Genomic DNA, 18,814 nt, shown 5'->3' with positions numbered 1-18,814 from the left:
TAAACTAAAATATTGTGTTTTAGTTTTTTGCTTTTAGAAAATATAAAAATGAATTTAAACTTAACAAAACCAATTGTATTTTTCGATTTAGAAACTACAGGAGTTAATATTGCCACAGATAGAATTGTAGAAATTGCAATTTTAAAAGTTTTTCCTAACGGAAATAAAGAAAGTAAAACGTGGTTGGTAAATCCTGAGATTGAAATTCCACAAAGTTCTATAGATGTTCATGGAATAACAAACGAAAAAATTGCAAATGAGCCAACTTTTAAAGAGTTGGCAACAGAGGTAAGCGCTATGATTGAAGGTTGTGATTTGGCAGGTTTTAATTCTAATAGATTCGATATACCACTTTTAGCAGAAGAATTAATGCGTGCCGGAATCGATTTTGATATGCAAGATAGAAAAGCAATTGATGTACAAGTGATTTTTCATAAAAAAGAGCAAAGAACATTAAGCGCAGGATACCAGTTTTATTGCGGTAGAGAGTTAGAAGGCGCTCATGGTGCAGAAGCAGATACAAATGCAACGTACGAAATTTTGTTAGCTCAGTTAGATAAATACGACGATATAGAAAACAGCGTTGATGCTTTAAGTGAATATTCTACACATGGCGAAAGAGCAGATTTTGCAGGTTTTATTTTGATGAACGATAAAAAGCAAGAGATTTTTTCTTTCGGAAAGTATAAAGGCAGAACGGTAGAAGAAGTTTTTAAAGAAAATCCTGGGTACAATAACTGGATGCAAAATGCAGATTTTCCGTTGTACACAAAAAAGGTTTTAAGACAAATAAAAGAAAGAATGAATCCGCCAAAAAAGAAAATGACGGATGCAGAAAAGTTACAAGCGTTGCAACAAAAGTTTAATTTAAGATAGAATTACTTTTTTTGACGAATAACAATTGTAAAATAAAATAAAAATAATGTTTACAGCATATAACAATTTACCAAATAACTCTCGCGTTTGGATTTACCAAGCAGATAGAGAATTTACAGAAAATGAAATACAGTTTATTTCTGATAAAGCAGAAGAGTTTATAAACCAATGGACACGTCACGGAGATGATTTAAAAGGCTCTTTTACTATCAAATACAATCAGTTTTTAGTGTTGGCAGTAGACGAAAGTTTTAACAATGTTTCTGGTTGTTCTATAGATAGTTCTGTGCGTTTTGTACAAGCTTTAGAAAAAGAATTACAATTAGATTTAATGAATAAAATGAACGTTACTTTTAAAGATAACGAAAATATAAACCTTGTTAAATTATCTGATTTTCAAAGATTTGCAAAAGAGAAGAAAATTACTGCAGACACAATTGTTTTTAACAACATGGTAAATACCAAAGAAGATTTTGAAAATAATTGGGAAATTACTGCAAAAGATAGTTGGCATAAACGCTTTTTGGTATAACTATTGTTTTAGTATAATAAAGCCTGTTGGCAAGAAGTTGCGTTAAGGATAGAGCGGTCTGTTTGAGCTCTTTTTTAGGTGAAAGTTCGAGTAATTTTTTTGACGAAAGAAGAAAAAATGTATGATGAACAAACCTAAAAAAAGCGAGTAGCGAAAGCCTGTTAAAACGCAAAAAAAATATCGAAAGAATTAGAATGAAGAAGAATATATTAGCCTTTTTAGCAATTGCTTTTACGTTAAGTTTAAGTGCACAAAGATTAGATCCGTTAAGAACTAAAGATTTTGTTGCACAAGAAATTTGGGTAGATAGTATAATGAATAGTATGTCTATTGATGAAAAAATTGGACAGCTTTTTATGGTGCAAGCGTATTCTAATTTAGATGAAAAGCATGAGCGATTTATAAACAAGATGATTACAAAATATCATGTTGGTAGTTTAATTTTTATGCAAGGTACGCCAGAAAAACAGGCGATTTTAAATAATAGATATCAAGATTCTGCAAAAGTACCTTTGTTAATTGGTTTTGATGGTGAATGGGGTTTAGATATGCGTTTAAAAAACACATATCGATTTCCTTGGAATATGACTTTAGGTGCCATTAGAAACGATTCTTTAATTACAAAATTTGGTAAACATTTAGGCCAACATGCAAAACGAATAGGAATTCATGTAAATTTTGCACCAGTTATTGATGTGAACGTAAATCCAGAAAATCCTATTATTGGAAATAGATCTTTTGGTGAAAGTAAAGAAAATGTAACTGCAAAAGCAATTGCTTTTATTAAAGGTATGCAAAGTGAAGGTGTTTTAGCAAATGGTAAACATTTTCCTGGTCATGGTGACACGGCAGCAGATTCTCATCATACTTTACCAGTTTTAAATTTTGATGCAGCACGTTTAGATTCTATAGAATTGTATCCGTACAAAAAAACATTTGACGTTGGTTTGGCAAGTGTAATGACAGCGCATTTAAACATACCAAGTTTAGAACCAAATGCAACGTTGCCAACATCACTTTCTAAAAATGTTGTAACAAATTTATTACAAGAAAAATTAGGCTTTCAAGGTTTAATAATTACTGATGGTTTAAACATGAAAGGTGCTACCAATTATGCTACTTCTGCACAAATAGATTTAGCAGCGATACAAGCTGGTAACGATTTGTTGTTGATTCCGCAAGATGTACCAGGTTCTGTAGCTTTAATTAAAAAGGCTTTGGAAACAAAAACGTTAACAGAAGAGCGATTAAATTTTTCTGTAAGAAAAATATTAAAATCTAAATATTGGGCAGGTTTACACAACTACAAACCTGTTTTAGTAGAAAATATTGAACAAGATTTAAATAGAGTAGAAGATAAGTTATTACACAGAGAATTGGTAAAAAACTCGATTACTTTATTAAAAAATATAAATGGTAATTTACCAATTAGAGATTTAGAAAAGCAAAAAATAGCGTATGTACAATTGGGTGATGCAGACAATACAGCCTATGTAGACATGCTAAAAAATTATACAAAAGTAGATGTTGTTGCTGATAAAAATTTAGACGGATTGATAACAAAATTGAAACCGTATAATTATGTAATTATTGGATTTCATAAATCAAACCAGCATCCTTGGAAAAGCTATAAGTTTACGAATAAAGAATTGGTTTGGTTGCAAGAAATTGCGAGAGAAAAATCGGTGATATTAGATGTTTTTGCGAGTCCGTATAGTTTATTACAAGTTAAAAGTTTTGCTAATATCGAAGGTTTAATTGTTTCGTATCAAAATAGTAAAATTTCTCAAGAAGTATCTGCACAAATATTGTTTGGTGCAATTACAGCAAAAGGTAAATTGCCTGTTTCTATTGGTTCAGAATTTAAAGAAGGTTTTGGGTTAACAAGCACAAATCTTAGTAGATTCGAATATACAATACCAGAAGCAGTAGGAATGTCTTCTATAAAATTGGCAGCTATCGATAAAATGGCCGATACAATTATCAACCAAAAAATGGCACCAGGTTTACAAATATTTGTAGCAAGAAATGGTAAGGTTGTTTTAGAAAAAAGTTATGGTTACCATACACACGATAAAAAAATACCAGTTAAAAATTCTGATATATATGATTTAGCATCGTTAACTAAAATATTAGCATCGTTGCCTTTAATAATGAAAGCAGAGGAAGAACAAAGGATACCTTTGTCAGCTAGCTTAAGAGATATTTTACCAAGTTTTTCGAACTCAAATAAAGAAAAAGTTACTGTAAAAGAAGTTTTATCTCATTTTGGTAGATTAAAAGCTTGGATTCCGTTTTATAAAGATACGCAAGACAGCATAACAGGTAAGAATTTGGCTACGTTTTATAGCAGTAAAAAGTCGAATAAATTTGATATTAAAGTAGCAGAAAATTTATTTATCAATCATAATTATAAAGATAGCATTTACAAATATATTAAAGAAGCAGACCAAAGAGAACGAGTTGGTTACAAATACAGCGATTTAGGATATTATATTTTTAAAGAAGCCTTAGAATTACAATACGACAAACCTTTAGATAAACTAGTAGATCAAAATTTTTATCAATCTTTGGGTGCAGATAGAACCACATATTTACCATTAAAAAAGTTTCATAGAAATGAAATTGTTCCTACAGAAATAGATACATATTACAGAAATCAATTACTGCAAGGCTATGTGCACGATATGGGCGCAGCAATGTTAGGTGGTGTTGGTGGTCATGCGGGTTTATTTGCCAATGCAAACGATGTTGGTAAAATAATGCAAATGTATTTACAAAAAGGTTTTTATGGCGGTAAACGTTATTTAAAACCAGAAACTATAGATAAATTTAATCATAGATATTTTTCTAAAGAAAAGGTTAGAAGAGGTCTAGGTTTCGATAAACCACAACTTAATCCTAGAGTTAAAGCAACTTGTGGTTGCGTATCCGAAGAGAGTTTTGGGCATTCTGGTTTTACAGGAACCTACACTTGGGCAGATCCAAAAAGCGGATTGGTTTATGTGTTTTTATCAAACAGAGTATATCCAAACATGGATAATCGAGGTTTGATTAGAAGTAATATGAGAACCAAAATTCAGCAAGTAATTCAAGACGCAATTATTAATTAGAAGCTATTTCCTGCTTTCCGCACTCGCTTTTTTTAGTTTGTTCGAATTGCAATTTTTCATTCTTCAAAATTTACAATCGAAACTTCTCTAAAAAAGAGCTCAAACAATTGCTGCAATCAGGGCTAAACTTATAAGCCAACTTTTTACAGATTTAAAAACTTTTTTGCGTTGGTTGGCGCCAGTTTTGTGTAAATAAAAACAAGGAATAAAGAAAAGGTGAAATAAAATAAAGCCACGTTATTTCCGTAAATTAAAGCGATTATTAATGCCTGTAGAGAATAGAATATTGTAAACGTTAAAAGATTAACACTAAATCGAAAAGTATCTATAAACTCAACTTCTTTAATCAATTTAAAAACTTTTTTCCAAATTAAAACCGGAATCAAACTATTTAAAACTATTACATAATAAAGCGGTTTTACATAATTTTTTTTAGGAGATTTTGCTTCTGGAAAACTATTTTTTAGAATCATAGAATTTACTTTATCTACTTCAGTAAAATCTACTTGTGCATTATTTAGTTTTTGTAAAACGGTTTCATAATTATCATCATCCGGAATATGAACAGCCAGTTTTTGTAATTGTTTGGTAACACTTGCTTTTAAAATATTAATAGCTTTTGCAGGTATATTATGATCATAAATAGCTCTTGTTTTTATAGGTTTGCCATAATTAATAATAATTTTAGCAGGATAATCTGACGGATGTTGATACGTTAAACCAATCGGAATTACAGTTATATCTATATCTTCATGCTTTTCTAACGCACCAAAAACAATTCTTGTAAACCCTTTACTTAAAGGTCTAATGGTTCTTTTTTTATCATGACTACCTTCTGGAAAAATCATTAAAGTTTCTCCTTTTTCAAAGATTCTGTGGCATTTATCAAAAATTTGCTGATTGTTTGCTAATTGCTTAATGCCATCTCGAATTCTATAAATGGGCATTAAGTATAAAGATTCTAAAATTTTCTTAACTATCGGGTTTTTAAATGTTGCGGCTCTAACCAAGTAATGGTTTCTTCTATTGTGAGTTGTAGTAACGTATAAAGGATCTACCAATCCGTTAGGGTGATTTACAGCAAATAATACTGCTCCTTTTTTTGGAATATTTTCTGTGCCTTTAATTATAATCTTCTTACTGTAAAAAAATAAACCAAGTTTTACATAAGTCCATACAAGTGCAAACCAAATTTTTTGAAGCATAAATTATTCGATTAAAGTGTCTTTTTTAGAATTTCTTCCCCAATAAGTAGCCAATATAATTCCAGAAAACACGTCCCAAATTCCCCAAAAAGCTGCCAAAAGTGCCATTCCGCCTAAACCGTCAAAAAAACCAAAAATTAATAATAAACCCAATCCGCCATTTTGAATTCCAGTTTCCATGGCAATAGTTTTGGTATCTTTTTTATTTAATTTAAAACTTTTAGCAGTGTAAAAACCTAAAAAATAAGCGAATATATTGTGAAAAATTACTAAAAATAAAACGTGATGAATATGGTTTACAAAGATTTCTAAATTCTGAGAAAATGCAATAAAAATCAAAGCGATAAATACAAGCATCGATAATGGTTTTAAAACATTTTCTATTTTTTGTGCCATTTCGGAATGGTAATGTTTGATCAACATTCCAAAAAATAAAGGAATTCCTAAAATTAAAGAAACTAGTTTTAATAAATCGACCCAATCTAAAGCAACTGTTTCTAAAATACTGTTTGTAGGTTCGTATAAACTTCCCCAAAACTGAAGGTTTAAAGGCGTCATAAAAATACAGATCAATGTAGCAAAAGCTGTTAAACTAACTGATAAAGCAGCATTACCGCCAGCCATTTTACTAAAAAAATTAGAAACGTTTCCGCCAGGGCAAGCTGCAATCATCATCATTCCGAGAGCAAAACTAGGATGCGGTTTTAAAAGTAGTATAATTAAAAAAGTAAAAGCCGGTAATAAGATAAACTGAGATAGTACACCAACAAAAAGTATTTTAGGGTTTTTTAGTAAACGCTTAAAATCATCAATAGAAATACCTAATGCAACACCAAACATTATAATACCAATAGCGATGTTTAAAACCCATAAACCACTAGAATCAAAATTTATTTTGATAGCATCGATATCTATTTGATCGTTCATTTTAAGAATATTTATTGATTAATTTTAGAAAAAAAACTTAATTACTAAATGCGAACTCAATTATGTTAGCGCCCATTTTTAATGCTTTTTCTCTTACACTTTGCGGATTGTTGTGTATTATTTGATCTTCCCAACCATCACTTAAATCTGTTTCATAATCGTAAAAAACAAGAAGTCTTCCTTCGAAAAAAATACCAAAACCTTGTGCGGATTTTTTGTCGTGTTCATGAATTTTTGGGATTCCGTTTGGAAATTTAAAGGTCTGATTGTAAATTTTATGTGAGCTTGGTATTTCTTTAAATTCTAATTTTGGAAAAACTTTTTTGATTTCTTTACGAATGAATTTGTCTAAACCATAATTGTCGGATATATGTAAAAAGCCACCAGAAATTAGATAGTTTCTTAAGTTTTCGGCATCATCTTCAGAAAAGAAAACATTACCATGACCCGTCATAAATAGAATGGGAAAATTAAAAATATCTTCGCTACTTACCGCAACAGATTGTGGGTTTTTAGAAATTTTGGTGTTAATGTTAGCGTTAGCAAAAGCAACTAAATTAGGAACCGCTGTAGGGTTCGAGTACCAATCTCCGCCACCATTATACTTTAAAATAGCAACATCTTGTGCGTAAATTATGCTTAGTAAAAAGGTAAACGTAATTGTTAGAAGTTGCTTCATAAAATATTTAGGAAATTTTAAAGCAATATAAGAAAAAACTTATTGATTGATAAACGAAATAGTATTAACAGCAACTAAAGCTGCTGTTTCTGTTCGTAATCTACTTTCACCTAAAGAAATAGGTGTAAACTTCTTTTCTAATGCTTTTTTTATTTCTTCTATAGAAAAATCTCCTTCGGGTCCTATAAGTATAGTTGTTTTTTCAGCAGGATTTATTACAGACTTTAATAGATTTTTATCTTGCTCTTCACAATGTGCAATACATGTTTTGCCATCAAAATCTTGATTGATAAAATCATTAAATTTTACAGGTTCGTTTAATTTTGGCAACGTAAATTTTAACGATTGTTTCATGGCAGACTGAATAATTTTTTCAAATCGTTCTAATTTTACAATCCTTCTTTCTGAATTAGAACAAATAATTGGTGTAATTTCATCGATACCAATTTCTGTTGCTTTTTCTAAAAACCATTCTATTCTATCGTTATTTTTTGTAGGCGCAATTGCAACATGTAAATAATATTGCCAAGGTTTTTGTTTTTCAGTAAAAGAAGTAACCTTAGCTAAACACTTTTTATCGCTTGCTAAAATAATTTCTACATCAAATAAAAAGCCTTTACCATTTGTTATTTTAAGAATATCTCCTTCTTTTTTTCTTAAAACACGTACAATATGTTTGCTTTCAATTTTATCGAAAGTAATTTCTTGTGTTTCTGTAGAAATTTCTGAATTATAAAATAATTGCATTTGTTAGATTTTATCAGAATTATTAAACAATACTCTTTTTGTAAGTTCGTCTTCGTTTATGAGTTACAGGATCAAAGTTTTCCCATAATTTTTTAATTGCTTCATTGTCTTCTAACTCTGGCGTTCTAATACAATTGTCTATTCCTAAAGGACCAAATGTTTTTGTGTATTGATCGAAAATAATTGCATGGACACCTTTGTTTTGATACTCTGGATGTACACCAATTAAATAAAAAGTAACATCTTTAGCATGTTTTCTTGCTTTTAAAAGATGAAATATACCAAACGGAAATAGTTTGCCTTTTGCTTTTTGAAGCGCTTCAGAAAAAGAGGGCATTACAATTGCAAAAGCAACAACTTTATTATTCTCATCAACAACAAACTTTATATATTCTGGGTTGATAAAAGAAATGTATTTTTTCTTAAAAAAAGCTATTTGAGCATCAGAAATTGGTACAAAAGAAGAAAGTTTAGAGTACGATTTATCAAAAACATCAAACATTTCATCAACATATGGCATAATGTCTTTTGTCTTTGTAAAGTCTAGTGCTTTTAACTTAAATCGCCTTTTAATAATCTTACTAATTCTATCAAAATATACTTTGTCTACTTTATCGAATTTAAATTTATTTTCTAAGTATTCTTTTTCTTTTACAAAGCCAAGTTCTTCTAAATGATCTTTATAATATGGGTGATTGTACCAAGTAATCATGGTGCCTATATGATCGAAACCATCAACTAAAACGCCAGTTTTATCTAAATTGTTAAAACCAACAGGTCCTTCTATATATTCTAAATTATTTGCTAAACCAATTTCTTTAACTTTGGCTAAAAGAACTTTTGTTACTTCGATGTCATCAATTACATCAAACCAACCAAAACGCATTTTTTTTATTTGTTGTTTTTCAATTTCAAACCAATTGATAATCGCTACAATTCTACCTACAATTTTACCATCTCTAATCGCTACAAAAAATTGAGCATCAGCATTTTCAAAAACAGGATTTTTATTTGGGTCGAAATTATCTACTTCATCTTTAATTATTGGTGGTACCCAATATTTATTGTCTTTATATAATGAAAAAGGAAATGTTACAAACTGTTTCATTTCCTTTTTAGTATTTATTTTTTTTAAGGTAATCATTGTAAAAAGTAGCGTCTAATTATTATCGTTTTTTTTCTTTTTCTGATCTTCTTTCTTCATCTCTTTTTCTAGCTCTTTAATTTCTCTTTCTAATTTTTCAATTTCTGTTTCTTTCTTTGTGGCTTTCTTTTTTTTCTTTCCGAAGATACCTAAAAAACCACCAGTTTTTTTCTTTGAAGTTGCTTTTCTTGTTCTGGTTGGTCTAGATCTAGTATTTTTATCTTTCTTTTTAAAGATATTAAAAAACCTATTAAAAAAGCTACTTTGTTTTTTGTTGTAGCGAGATATTGGTGTGTCTTTAATTTCTTGACCATTATCATCTAATTCTATAAAAGAATCTCTATGTCTGTTTATTCTATACGAAATTCCTAAACTAGCGTAATAACCTTTAGATTGGCCTTCAAAAAGTAACCTTGCAGAAGTGTTAAATTGTAAATTTGTATCATATAAATAGGCTAACCCCAAGCCTAAGTTGGTGTTATTTTGGTATTCTTGAAAAATAGTTTGATTTTCTATAAATGCAGACCATTGGTCGCTAAAATTTTGTGTAGCCGTTATGATGTAAGAAAACTCAGAAAAATCTGAACCAATATTATCATAAAAAACATTGGTAATTACATTAAAATCTTGTGTAAGATTATGTTGTAAAAGGATTCCTACTTTTGGCGTAATGCTACCCGTTTTATGAATTTCACTTACAAAATCAGTATTCATACCAAGGTAAACGGCAACAGAAGGTATTAATCTTTTTGTATCGAATGCGTGTCTTCTTTTCCAGCTTCTTACTTCTTTAGATTTGTCTTCGTATTCTTGTTGATAAACCAAATATTTAGCGCCAACAGTAACTCGGCTAAAACCAGATACGTCGTAACTCGATGTAAAAATATTTTTAAAAGCTACTTTATCTCTTTGATAGGTTAATTGTGTATTTAATTCTAGTTTTTCAAAAAGGAAACTGGTTCTAAATAAAAGATCTAAACCTAAAGATTCTGGTCTAGAAAACGTAGGTTCTATACTTGTGTTTCTATAAAAAACATTGCTTTCAAACTGGTAAACTCCTGTCCCAACACTATACGGGCTTTCAGAAAAACCAGGTTTATTAGAGTTTATAACATCTGTATATTGCGCAAAATTAGAAGCAACACAACTAAAAAAAACAACAATAAATAGCTGAAATTTATTTACATTCATAGAAAAAGAATAGAGTTTACATTTTAAATCTAACATGCTTCACAAACATAGAACAAAAAAGCTGTTTTATAAAGGCAAACACTACTTTTTTAGGTTTAAGAAACTTTTATAGATTCATAACGTCTCAATTGTACTCAAATTGTTATTTTTGATATATTTTTAAATTAAATTTATAAATGGGTTTACTTAAAACACTCTTTTTTATTTTCTTATTTTATTATGCGTTTAAATTTTTAGCAAGACTTTTTGCGCCTTTTTTAATGAAAAAAGCAGCAGAAACTATTCAAAAGAAAGCAGAACAACAATTTGGAGGGCAGCAAAGACAAGCACAAAACCCTTCTGTAAAAGAAGGTGAAACAATTATAGATAAAAAACCAGGAAACCAAAAAGAAAGTAAAAAGTCTGTTGGTGAGTATGTAGATTTTGAAGAAATCGATTAGACTAAAGTCGCTTCAAAATAAATAGCAACCTAAAACAATTTTAAAATTGAAACTTAACAAACTTTTTCCTTATTTAGTAGCAATTCTTGTATTTATAATAGCTTCTTTAATTTACTTTCATCCTGTTTTAAAAGGTCAAAAATTAAATCAATCAGACATTACTCAATTTAGAGGAATGGTGAAAGATATTAATGATTATAGAGCAGATAATAACGAAGAACCTTATTGGACAGATGCTTCTTTTAGCGGAATGCCAGCTTATCCTTTAAGTGCTTATTATCCAAACGATATTGTAAGAAGTGTAGATAAATTACTTAGATTTTTACCAAGACCTGCAGATTATACATTTTTGTATTTTTTAAGCTTTTTTGTGTTGATGATGGCGTTAAAAGTTAAATGGAGATTGGCAATTTTAGGTGCTTTATCCTTTGGGTTTTCTACTTATCTAATTATAATATTTGGTGCAGGTCACAATGCAAAGGCCCATGCAATTGCATATATGCCTTTAGTTTTAGCGGGTGTTATTTGGATTTTTAATAGAAAGTTTGTTTTAGGTTTTATTGTTACAGGTTTGGCAATGGCTTTAGAAATTTATGCTAACCATATTCAAATGACCTACTATTTAGGTTTCTGTTTATTAATTCTTGGTTTGGTAGAATTAATTAATGCGATTAAAGAACGTAAGGTGCAATTATTTATAAAACAAGCAGCAGTAATTATTGCAGCTGTAGTTTTAGGTATAGGAGCAAATGCGCCAAGATTAATGGCAATGAAAGAATATTCTGAACACAGTACAAGAGGAAAATCAGAATTAACAATTAATCTAGACGGTTCTACAAAAAAGGCTACAGAAGGTTTAGATAAATCTTACATAACTCAATACAGTTACTCTAAATTAGAAACTTTTAATTTATTTATTCCGCGTTTTATGGGCGGTGGAACTGTAGAAGAATTAGGAGAGAATTCTAACTTTTATGAGTTTATTGAAGAAAAAACAGATAAAAAAACAGCCAAAGAATATTCGAAACAAGTTTTAACGTATTGGGGAGATCAACCAATTGTAGAAGCACCTGCGTATATTGGTGTTGTTGTATTTTTTCTGTTTTTTTTAGGGTTATTTTTAGTAAAAGGAAGAATAAAAGAATGGTTAGTTGCTGCAACAATCTTTTCTATTATTTTAAGTTGGGGTAGAAATTTTGAGGTGATTACTAACTTTTTTATTGATTATGTACCACTTTACAATAAATTTAGAGCAGTTTCATCAATACAGGTAATTGCAGAATTGTGTGTGCCAATTTTAGGTGTTTTAGGTTTAAAAGAACTGTTTTCTAGTTCTCTAGAGTTAAACGAGAAACAAGCAGCTCTAAAAAAGGCAGTTATCGTATTTGGTGGTTTAATAATAGTAGGTTTTGGTTTTGCTCATATTTTCGGAACTTTTGAAGGATTAAGAGATGCGCAACAGTATAGTGAAGTTCCTGGGTTTTTAGACGCAGTAATTGCAGACAGAAAAGCAATGTTATTTTCAGATACAGTTAAATCTCTAGTAATGGTTCTTATTTCTGGTGCTGTGTTATGGTTTACTTTAAAAAAGAAAATCAAAATACCCTTAGCCATTATAGCAATAACTGTTTTAATTCTTTTCGATTTGTTATCTGTAAATCTTAATTATGTAAATGCAGACGATTTTAAATCATCAAGAAAAATAGAAAAACCATTTGTAGCTTCAAGTGCTGATAAAGCAATTTTAAAAGATACATCTTATTTTAGAGTAGCAAATTTTTCTGTTGATCCTATGAATGATGGAAGTACATCTTACTTTCATAATTCTATTGGTGGTTATCATGCTGCTAAACTTGGTCGTTATCAAGAGCTATTTGATTATCAAATTGCAAAGAATAATATGCAAGTTTTAAACATGCTAAATACCAAGTATTTTATTGTGCCAGATAATAAAGGGAACGTTCAAGCACAACAAAATATCGAAGCAAACGGTAATGTTTGGTTTGTAGAAAAGTTAATTTCTGTAAACAATGCAAATGAAGAAATACAAGCTTTAGATTCTTTAAATACTAAAAATACTGCTGTAATTTTAAAAGAGAATTTTAGTAAATTAAAAGAAAATTTATTTGTTGAAAAAGATTCTACAGCAACAATTAAATTGATTAGTAATGATGTTACGAATTTAAAATATCAATCAAGTTCTACGAAAGCACAATTCGCTGTTTTTTCTGAAATCTATTATGAAGATGGCTGGAATGCTTATTTAGACGGAAAATTAGTGCCGTATTACAACGTAAATTATGTTTTAAGAGGAATGGAGATTCCTGCAGGAAATCATGAAATTACATTTAAATTTGAACCAAAAGTAATTAAAGAAGGAAAAATATTTTCGTTGATTTCTTACGCATTATTAATTGTTGTTTCTGCCGGATGGTTTTTTTATGACGAGAAGAAGAAACGTAAAGGAGCATGAAAATAGGAATGATTCTAGATGCTTCTTTTCCTCCAGATCCAAGAGTAGAAAATGAAGCTATTTCTTTGGTAAACGATGGACATGAAGTTTTTTTATTTTGTCTAAATTATGGTGATCAAAAGCCATCAGAGGTAATAAACGGTATAAAAGTAAAACGATTTACATCTAATAAGTTAGAATATAAACTATCTGCATTGGCTTATACCATTCCGTTATATTCTTTTTTAATGAAAAAGAAAATATCGAAATTTATAGCAGAGAATGATATAGAAGCAATTCACATTCATGATATGAGAATAGCAGAAGCTGTTTTTAAATCGAACAAGAATAAAAAACTACCTGTAGTTTTAGATTTGCATGATAATATGCCAGAGGTGATGAAATTGTATCCTCATTTACAGAAATTTCCTGGAAAGTATATTATTTCTCCAAAAAAATGGAAAATCAAAGAGGAAGAGTTTATAGCAAAAGCAGATAAAGTAATTTCTGTATCGCCAGAATTTTTAGAAACTTTAGCACAAAGATTACCAAAACAAAAGGATAAATTGGTACTTGTACCAAATACGATTAGAAAATCTTTCTTCGAAAATTTTACTGTAAAAGAAACTATTTTAGAAAAATATAAAAACAATTTTGTAATTCTTTATTTAGGTGATACGCATCTTAGAAGAGGATTACAAACAGCGATTACTGCTGTAAACCAATTGAAAAAATCTATACCAGAAATAAAGTTGGTTATCGTTGGTAGAAATACTACCGATGCAATTTTAAAGAAACAAGTTAAAGATTTAAATCTAGAAAAATTGGTAGATTTTGAAGGTTGGCAAGATGTTTCTCTTTTTCAATCTTATATTTTGGCAAGTGCCGTTTGTATATCGCCTTTGCACAGAAATTTACAGCACGATGTTGCTTATGCAAATAAGATTTTTCAATACATGAGTTTTGCAAAACCTCTTTTGGTTAGTAATGCTATTGCTCAGAAAAAACTGGTAGAAAAAGCAAATGCTGGTTTGGTGCACGAACAAAAAGATAGCCAAGATTTTACAGCTAAAATTCAAATTTTATATAAAGATGCTTCGCTAAGAAATAACTTAGGTAAAAACGGTAAGAATTTTATTATAAACGAATTTTGTTGGGAAGAAACGTCTAAAAAGTTACTGAACCTGTATAACAATTTAATCGATTGAAAGTTCTAATAATCACATATTATTGGCCTCCTGCAGGTGGTTCTGGCGTTCAGCGTTGGTTAAAATTTGTAAAATATTTACAGAATTTTGATATTGAACCAATAGTGTATACCGTTGATAATGCAAACTATCCAAAAGAAGATAAAACATTACTTAATGAAGTTCCTAAAAATATTAAGATTTTAAAACAACCAATTTGGGAACCAACAGATTTATTATTTTGGAAAAAAAATAGTAAACAAAAAAAAGGTGTTTCTAATGTTAGTAATGGCGGATTTTTGTCTTTTATTAGAGGAAATTTCTTTATTCCAGATCCTAAAATCTTTTGGGTGAATTCATCGGTTAAATATTTGCAGAAAATTATCGATTCTTCTGAAATTGATGTAATAATTTCCACAGGGCCGCCACATAGTATGCATTTAATTGCGCAAAAATTGCATCAAAAGAATAATCTAAAATGGGTTGCAGATTTTCGTGATCCTTGGTCAAACTTATATTATAATAAAGACTTTAATCAGTTATCTTTTGCAAAAAATAAAAATATTAAATTAGAAAAATCAGTTTTAAAAAATGCTGATTGTATACTAACTGTTAGTAACACTTTAAAAAGGGAGTTTTTAAAAACAGCAAAAAGAGTAGAGGTTATTACCAATGGTTTCGATGATGAAGTTGTGACTAAAAATATCATAAGATTAGATAAAAAATTTACAATTTCATATATTGGTTTGTTACCCAAACAAAGCAATCCAACAGTATTGTTTAAAGTTTTAGAAAAACTTTGTTTACAAGATTCAAGTTTTAAAAACGACTTACAAATTAATTTTATTGGAGATATTGTAAATGATGTAAAGCAAGATATACAACGATTTAATTTATCAGAAAACACTACATTCTTAGGGTATTTACCACATCATAAAGCGATCGAGTATCAAAAAAAATCTCAGGTTTTATTATTATTAATTCCGAATGTATTAAATAATGAAGGTGTTTTAACAGGAAAGTTATTTGAGTATTTAACAGCTAAAAGACCTATTTTAGCCATCGGACCAGAAAAAGGAGATTTGGCCACAATTTTAGAGGAAACAAACGCTGGTAAGATTGTAAATTTTGATAATGAAATAAAATTATCAGAAGAAATTAAATCGTTATATAACGATTTTAAAAATAATAAATTGTTGGTTACATCTAGCGACATAAAAAAATATCATAGAAAAGAGTTGACGAAAAATCTAGCCTCTATTCTAAAAAACATAACTTCGTAGAATGGGAATTGTATTAAAACAATCATTAAAAAACACTTTTTTTATATACTTAGGTTTTGCCTTTGGTGGTATTAATACTCTTTTTTTGTACACAAGGTTTTTAGAAGACGAGTATTATGGTTTAGTTACGTTTCTATTATCTACATCCAACCTTTTAATGCCATTAATAGCATTAGGAATTCATCATACAATTGTTAAGTTTTTCTCTAGTTATTTCACAAAAGTAGAAAAAGATAAATTTCTATCTTCTGTTGTTTTTTTACCGTTGTTAATTGCAATACCAATAGCTTATTTTGGTAATATTTTTTATCAAGAAATAGGAGATTATTTATCAGAAGAGAATCCTATTATAAAAGATTATACAATTGTAATTTATTTAATAGCAGTGGCTTGTGCTTATTTCGAGATTTTTTATTCTTGGGCAAAAGTTCAGTTTCAAACTGTTTTTGGTAATATTTTAAAAGAATTATGGAATAGAGTAGTAGTAATGTTGTTACTTTTTGCTGTTTATTTTGAATTTATTAGCAAACCAGAATTTATTTATTACCTAACGGCAGCGTATTTTTTAAGGATGTTTATAATGATGTTTTATGCATTAAAACTTTACGTACCAAAGTTTACATTTGCAAAACCTGCAAATTTTATTGAAGTTTTACGATTTTCTGGGTACATAATTTTAGCGGGAAGTGCTGGTGCAATTATTTTAGATATTGATAAATTTATGATTCCGGGTAAAGAAACTTTGGCAATCGCAGCTTATTATTCTGTTGCTGTTTTTATAGGATCTTTTATAGAAGCCCCAAGTAGAGCAATGTTAAATATTTTACAGCCATTAACATCTAAAACATTAAATGAAGATAACCAAAAAGAGGTTGGCTCTTTGTATAAAAAAAGTTCTATAAATTTACTTTTAATTAGCGGATTCTTCTTCGTTTTAATCAATACAAATGTGCAACAGTTATTCAATTTATTACCAAAAGAATATGCCGGTGGCGGACTCGTAGTGCTTATGATTTCATTTTTAAAAATGTACAATGGCTTTTTAGGTAATAATGGTGCAATTATAAATAATTCTAAGTTTTATAAAATTACGCTACCTGTAGGTATTGCTATGGCTCTTTCTGTTTACGCTTTAAATAAGTTATTTTATTATGAGTTTGAAATGGGTACAAATGGTTTGGCACTTTCTACCTTAATAGTAATTTTTTGCGCTAATACATTTAAACTATACTTTGTAAAAAAGAAATTCTCTATAACTCCTTTTACCAATAAAACCGCAAAAATGTTGGTAATAATAGCTGTTTTGTATTTTGCTTTTAATTTTTGGGATTTTCCGGTTGATAATATTTATATATGGGATTTTCCTATTCACCCAATTATTAACATCATTTTGAAAAGTATTTTAATTGTACCGATGTATATATTATTAATTTTCAAATTTAATATTTCTCCGGAATTAGATATTTTACTTGGTAAATATTACAATAAACAGTCTAAGTAGTCTGTAAACATATGAAAAAGCAAGGCAATACAAAGGATTCTTGTTTTCTTAAAAAATAGCCCAACAACATAAAAAGCCATTGCCCAAAATGTATGAAGTGGATGAAAATTGATACTACATCTATTTTCTTGAAATATAGGATTTGCTAATAAATGATCTAAATCTACAAGCATAGATAGTAAAAAAATAATGTAAACCGTTTTCCATTTTTTTCTAAAGAAAATAATAGCAAATAAAAACGGAACAATAAAATGTAAGCTGTAATGAACTATAAATTTAATGCTTATCATTAAAATTATTTTTTAGAATACAAACCTTTTCTAATTCTACTTAATTGAACAGGTGTTATATTTAAGTAAGAAGCTATATGATATTGTGGAATTAAGTTCTCTATATTTGGTATTTGTGCTTTTACTTTTAGATATCTTTCTGTAGCATTTAAAACAGATAAATCGTACACTTTAGCTTCTAATTCTAGAAATACTTTCTCAAGAATTTTAGAATATAATTTCCCAATTTCTAGATTTTGCTTAGTTAATTCTATAAAATCATCGTAATTAATAACTTGTAATTTACAATGAGATAAACAATCATAAGAAAACTTAGATTTTTTTCTTAGAATTAAAGCACCTAAAGGCCCAATTGCTCTAATCGGCACAAATAGGTTTCTTATATATTCTTTACCTTTTTCATCTACATAAAAAGATCTAGCAATACCCTCTTCTAGAATATAAATACTTTTTGATATTTCTCCAGCTTTAGATATGGAATCTCCTTTGCGAAGCTCAATATTTTTGGCTAAAGAAAATATAAGATTTTGTGATTCTTCAGAAATTACACAAAATTTATCCAGTATTTTTTTTAAATTATTCATTAATTTGAGGCACTAAATAGCTTAAGTAAATTTGCTATTTTAGAGTCTGCAAAGATACAACTAATTTTCTAAAAAACTAATTGTATTAGGGCCTTCCATAAATAATAAGTCTAAAATTGATAAATTTGGTATAAAACCATGCTTATCATCAAACATTTGTATGTAGTTGTTTGTAAGAATGTTGGGTGTAAATTTTGCGTCAGCTAAATTTCTGAAATCAAATTTTTCTTCTAATTCTATGTAAGATTCACTTTTTTTGTAATCAATTTCTAGTTGCAAAGCATCTGTAATAAAATCGAATGTATCAAAATTTAAATCCTGTAAAAATTTATATTTTTTTTCAAATATCGGAGTTAAATCATCAATGTAAAATTCAAAAAAAGGCGAATTCCTATAAGCAGTTTTTAAAGATTTAAAGTGTTGATCTTGCCAATTTGTAGCATTTTCAATAATAGTATCTTTTGTTTTTTTTCTACCAGATGTTACAGGATGTTTTACAGGTATATTTAAAAGTTGCTTACCATTTGTATTAAAAATGTAACACCTGTTTCTGTAGCTTTGTTTCTGAAAATTGTCTTCAATTTCAAATAAAACAATTTCTGCATTAACAATAGCTCGATATTGTGATATCGGAGAAAAGTATGTTGGTATAAATACAGCCAT

At 28.9% G+C, this 18,814-nt stretch carries 17 protein-coding genes; 8 read left to right on the top strand and 9 right to left on the bottom strand.

Annotated elements, in window-relative coordinates; translation table 11 throughout:
- The first annotated feature begins 48 nt into the window (after positions 1 to 48).
- The 3 genes from WG950_RS04815 to WG950_RS04805 all read left to right on the top strand — a co-directional run bounded on the left by WG950_RS04815 (position 49) and on the right by WG950_RS04805 (position 4,521).
- Complete coding sequence (locus WG950_RS04815; protein ID WP_340934492.1) at positions 49 to 876, top strand: exonuclease domain-containing protein; 828 nt, start codon at positions 49 to 51, stop codon at positions 874 to 876.
- Between the two features lie 46 nt (positions 877 to 922).
- The gene (locus WG950_RS04810) at positions 923 to 1,408 is read left to right on the top strand and encodes an ABC transporter ATPase (protein WP_077808777.1); all 486 of its coding nucleotides are present in this window, start codon (positions 923 to 925) and stop codon (positions 1,406 to 1,408) included.
- A gap of 194 nt (positions 1,409 to 1,602) precedes the next feature.
- Positions 1,603 to 4,521 (top strand): glycoside hydrolase family 3 N-terminal domain-containing protein, encoded by a 2,919-nt coding sequence (locus tag WG950_RS04805; RefSeq protein ID WP_340934489.1) that lies wholly within the window; start codon positions 1,603 to 1,605, stop codon positions 4,519 to 4,521.
- Positions 4,522 to 4,664: 143 nt separating this feature from the next.
- Here WG950_RS04805 and WG950_RS04800 read toward each other — a convergent pair whose 3' ends face one another.
- Genes WG950_RS04800 through WG950_RS04775 form a run of 6 tightly spaced genes read right to left on the bottom strand, consistent with a single transcriptional unit; the run spans position 4,665 to position 10,450 of the window.
- Complete coding sequence (locus tag WG950_RS04800; protein WP_340934488.1) at positions 4,665 to 5,726, bottom strand: 1-acyl-sn-glycerol-3-phosphate acyltransferase; 1,062 nt, start codon at positions 5,724 to 5,726, stop codon at positions 4,665 to 4,667.
- A gap of 3 nt (positions 5,727 to 5,729) precedes the next feature.
- Positions 5,730 to 6,653 (bottom strand): bile acid:sodium symporter family protein, encoded by a 924-nt coding sequence (locus tag WG950_RS04795; RefSeq protein WP_340934487.1) that lies wholly within the window; start codon positions 6,651 to 6,653, stop codon positions 5,730 to 5,732.
- A gap of 37 nt (positions 6,654 to 6,690) precedes the next feature.
- A complete protein-coding gene (locus tag WG950_RS04790; RefSeq protein ID WP_340934485.1) occupies positions 6,691 to 7,332 on the bottom strand; it encodes a DUF4159 domain-containing protein in 642 nt (213 codons plus the stop codon).
- Between the two features lie 39 nt (positions 7,333 to 7,371).
- Positions 7,372 to 8,079: a 16S rRNA (uracil(1498)-N(3))-methyltransferase gene (locus WG950_RS04785; RefSeq protein ID WP_340934483.1), complete on the bottom strand. Its 708-nt coding sequence runs from the start codon at positions 8,077 to 8,079 to the stop codon at positions 7,372 to 7,374.
- A 22-nt stretch (positions 8,080 to 8,101) separates the two neighbouring features.
- Entirely contained in the window at positions 8,102 to 9,223 is a 1,122-nt protein-coding gene (locus WG950_RS04780; protein WP_340934482.1) for a GTP cyclohydrolase, read from the bottom strand.
- A gap of 15 nt (positions 9,224 to 9,238) precedes the next feature.
- Positions 9,239 to 10,450, bottom strand: coding sequence for a transporter (locus WG950_RS04775; protein ID WP_340934479.1), 1,212 nt, complete (start codon positions 10,448 to 10,450; stop codon positions 9,239 to 9,241).
- A gap of 140 nt (positions 10,451 to 10,590) precedes the next feature.
- On the opposite strand from WG950_RS04775, the gene WG950_RS04770 reads away from it, so the two are divergent.
- The 5 genes from WG950_RS04770 to WG950_RS04750 are packed head-to-tail and all read left to right on the top strand — an operon-like array spanning position 10,591 to position 17,277.
- The gene (locus WG950_RS04770; protein ID WP_340934478.1) at positions 10,591 to 10,854 is read left to right on the top strand and encodes a DUF4834 family protein; all 264 of its coding nucleotides are present in this window, start codon (positions 10,591 to 10,593) and stop codon (positions 10,852 to 10,854) included.
- Positions 10,855 to 10,891: 37 nt separating this feature from the next.
- Positions 10,892 to 13,327, top strand: coding sequence for a YfhO family protein (locus WG950_RS04765; protein WP_340935238.1), 2,436 nt, complete (start codon positions 10,892 to 10,894; stop codon positions 13,325 to 13,327).
- A complete protein-coding gene (locus WG950_RS04760) occupies positions 13,324 to 14,514 on the top strand; it encodes a glycosyltransferase family 4 protein (RefSeq protein ID WP_340934477.1) in 1,191 nt (396 codons plus the stop codon). Before WG950_RS04765 ends, WG950_RS04760 begins: the two co-directional genes overlap by 4 nt.
- On the top strand, positions 14,511 to 15,776 hold the full coding sequence (locus WG950_RS04755) for a glycosyltransferase family 4 protein (RefSeq protein ID WP_340934475.1): 1,266 nt from the start codon (positions 14,511 to 14,513) through the stop codon (positions 15,774 to 15,776). The genes WG950_RS04760 and WG950_RS04755 overlap by 4 nt, the downstream gene beginning before the upstream one ends.
- A gap of 1 nt (position 15,777) precedes the next feature.
- A complete protein-coding gene (locus tag WG950_RS04750) occupies positions 15,778 to 17,277 on the top strand; it encodes a lipopolysaccharide biosynthesis protein (protein WP_340934474.1) in 1,500 nt (499 codons plus the stop codon).
- Here the strand turns inward: WG950_RS04750 and WG950_RS04745 are convergent.
- From WG950_RS04745 to WG950_RS04735, 3 genes are read right to left on the bottom strand one after another with little or no spacing between them, the layout of a single operon-like run.
- The gene (locus WG950_RS04745; RefSeq protein WP_340934471.1) at positions 17,256 to 17,567 is read right to left on the bottom strand and encodes a DUF6122 family protein; all 312 of its coding nucleotides are present in this window, start codon (positions 17,565 to 17,567) and stop codon (positions 17,256 to 17,258) included. The genes WG950_RS04750 and WG950_RS04745 overlap by 22 nt on opposite strands.
- A 5-nt stretch (positions 17,568 to 17,572) precedes the next feature.
- Entirely contained in the window at positions 17,573 to 18,151 is a 579-nt protein-coding gene (locus WG950_RS04740; RefSeq protein WP_340934470.1) for a Crp/Fnr family transcriptional regulator, read from the bottom strand.
- 60 nt (positions 18,152 to 18,211) lie between these two features.
- A complete protein-coding gene (locus WG950_RS04735) occupies positions 18,212 to 18,814 on the bottom strand; it encodes a WbqC family protein (RefSeq protein ID WP_340934469.1) in 603 nt (200 codons plus the stop codon).

The organism is Polaribacter marinaquae (genome assembly GCF_038019025.1).
Taxonomy (GTDB): Bacteria; Bacteroidota; Bacteroidia; order Flavobacteriales; family Flavobacteriaceae; genus Polaribacter; species Polaribacter marinaquae.
This window is presented reverse-complemented; position numbering and strand designations above follow the sequence as displayed.

Bases quoted from the DNA above. Each gene is read 5' to 3' on its own strand.
- WG950_RS04815 (WP_340934492.1), top strand. From the start codon at position 49: ATGAATTTAAACTTAACAAAACCAATTGTATTTTTCGATTTAGAAACT.
- WG950_RS04810 (WP_077808777.1), top strand. From the start codon at position 923: ATGTTTACAGCATATAACAATTTACCAAATAACTCTCGCGTTTGGATT.
- WG950_RS04805 (WP_340934489.1), top strand. From the start codon at position 1,603: ATGAAGAAGAATATATTAGCCTTTTTAGCAATTGCTTTTACGTTAAGT.
- WG950_RS04800 (WP_340934488.1), bottom strand. From the start codon at position 5,726: ATGCTTCAAAAAATTTGGTTTGCACTTGTATGGACTTATGTAAAACTT.
- WG950_RS04795 (WP_340934487.1), bottom strand. From the start codon at position 6,653: ATGAACGATCAAATAGATATCGATGCTATCAAAATAAATTTTGATTCT.
- WG950_RS04790 (WP_340934485.1), bottom strand. From the start codon at position 7,332: ATGAAGCAACTTCTAACAATTACGTTTACCTTTTTACTAAGCATAATT.
- WG950_RS04785 (WP_340934483.1), bottom strand. From the start codon at position 8,079: ATGCAATTATTTTATAATTCAGAAATTTCTACAGAAACACAAGAAATT.
- WG950_RS04780 (WP_340934482.1), bottom strand. From the start codon at position 9,223: ATGATTACCTTAAAAAAAATAAATACTAAAAAGGAAATGAAACAGTTT.
- WG950_RS04775 (WP_340934479.1), bottom strand. From the start codon at position 10,450: ATGTTAGATTTAAAATGTAAACTCTATTCTTTTTCTATGAATGTAAAT.
- WG950_RS04770 (WP_340934478.1), top strand. From the start codon at position 10,591: ATGGGTTTACTTAAAACACTCTTTTTTATTTTCTTATTTTATTATGCG.
- WG950_RS04760 (WP_340934477.1), top strand. From the start codon at position 13,324: ATGAAAATAGGAATGATTCTAGATGCTTCTTTTCCTCCAGATCCAAGA.
- WG950_RS04750 (WP_340934474.1), top strand. From the start codon at position 15,778: ATGGGAATTGTATTAAAACAATCATTAAAAAACACTTTTTTTATATAC.
- WG950_RS04745 (WP_340934471.1), bottom strand. From the start codon at position 17,567: ATGATAAGCATTAAATTTATAGTTCATTACAGCTTACATTTTATTGTT.
- WG950_RS04740 (WP_340934470.1), bottom strand. From the start codon at position 18,151: ATGAATAATTTAAAAAAAATACTGGATAAATTTTGTGTAATTTCTGAA.
- WG950_RS04735 (WP_340934469.1), bottom strand. From the start codon at position 18,814: ATGGCTGTATTTATACCAACATACTTTTCTCCGATATCACAATATCGA.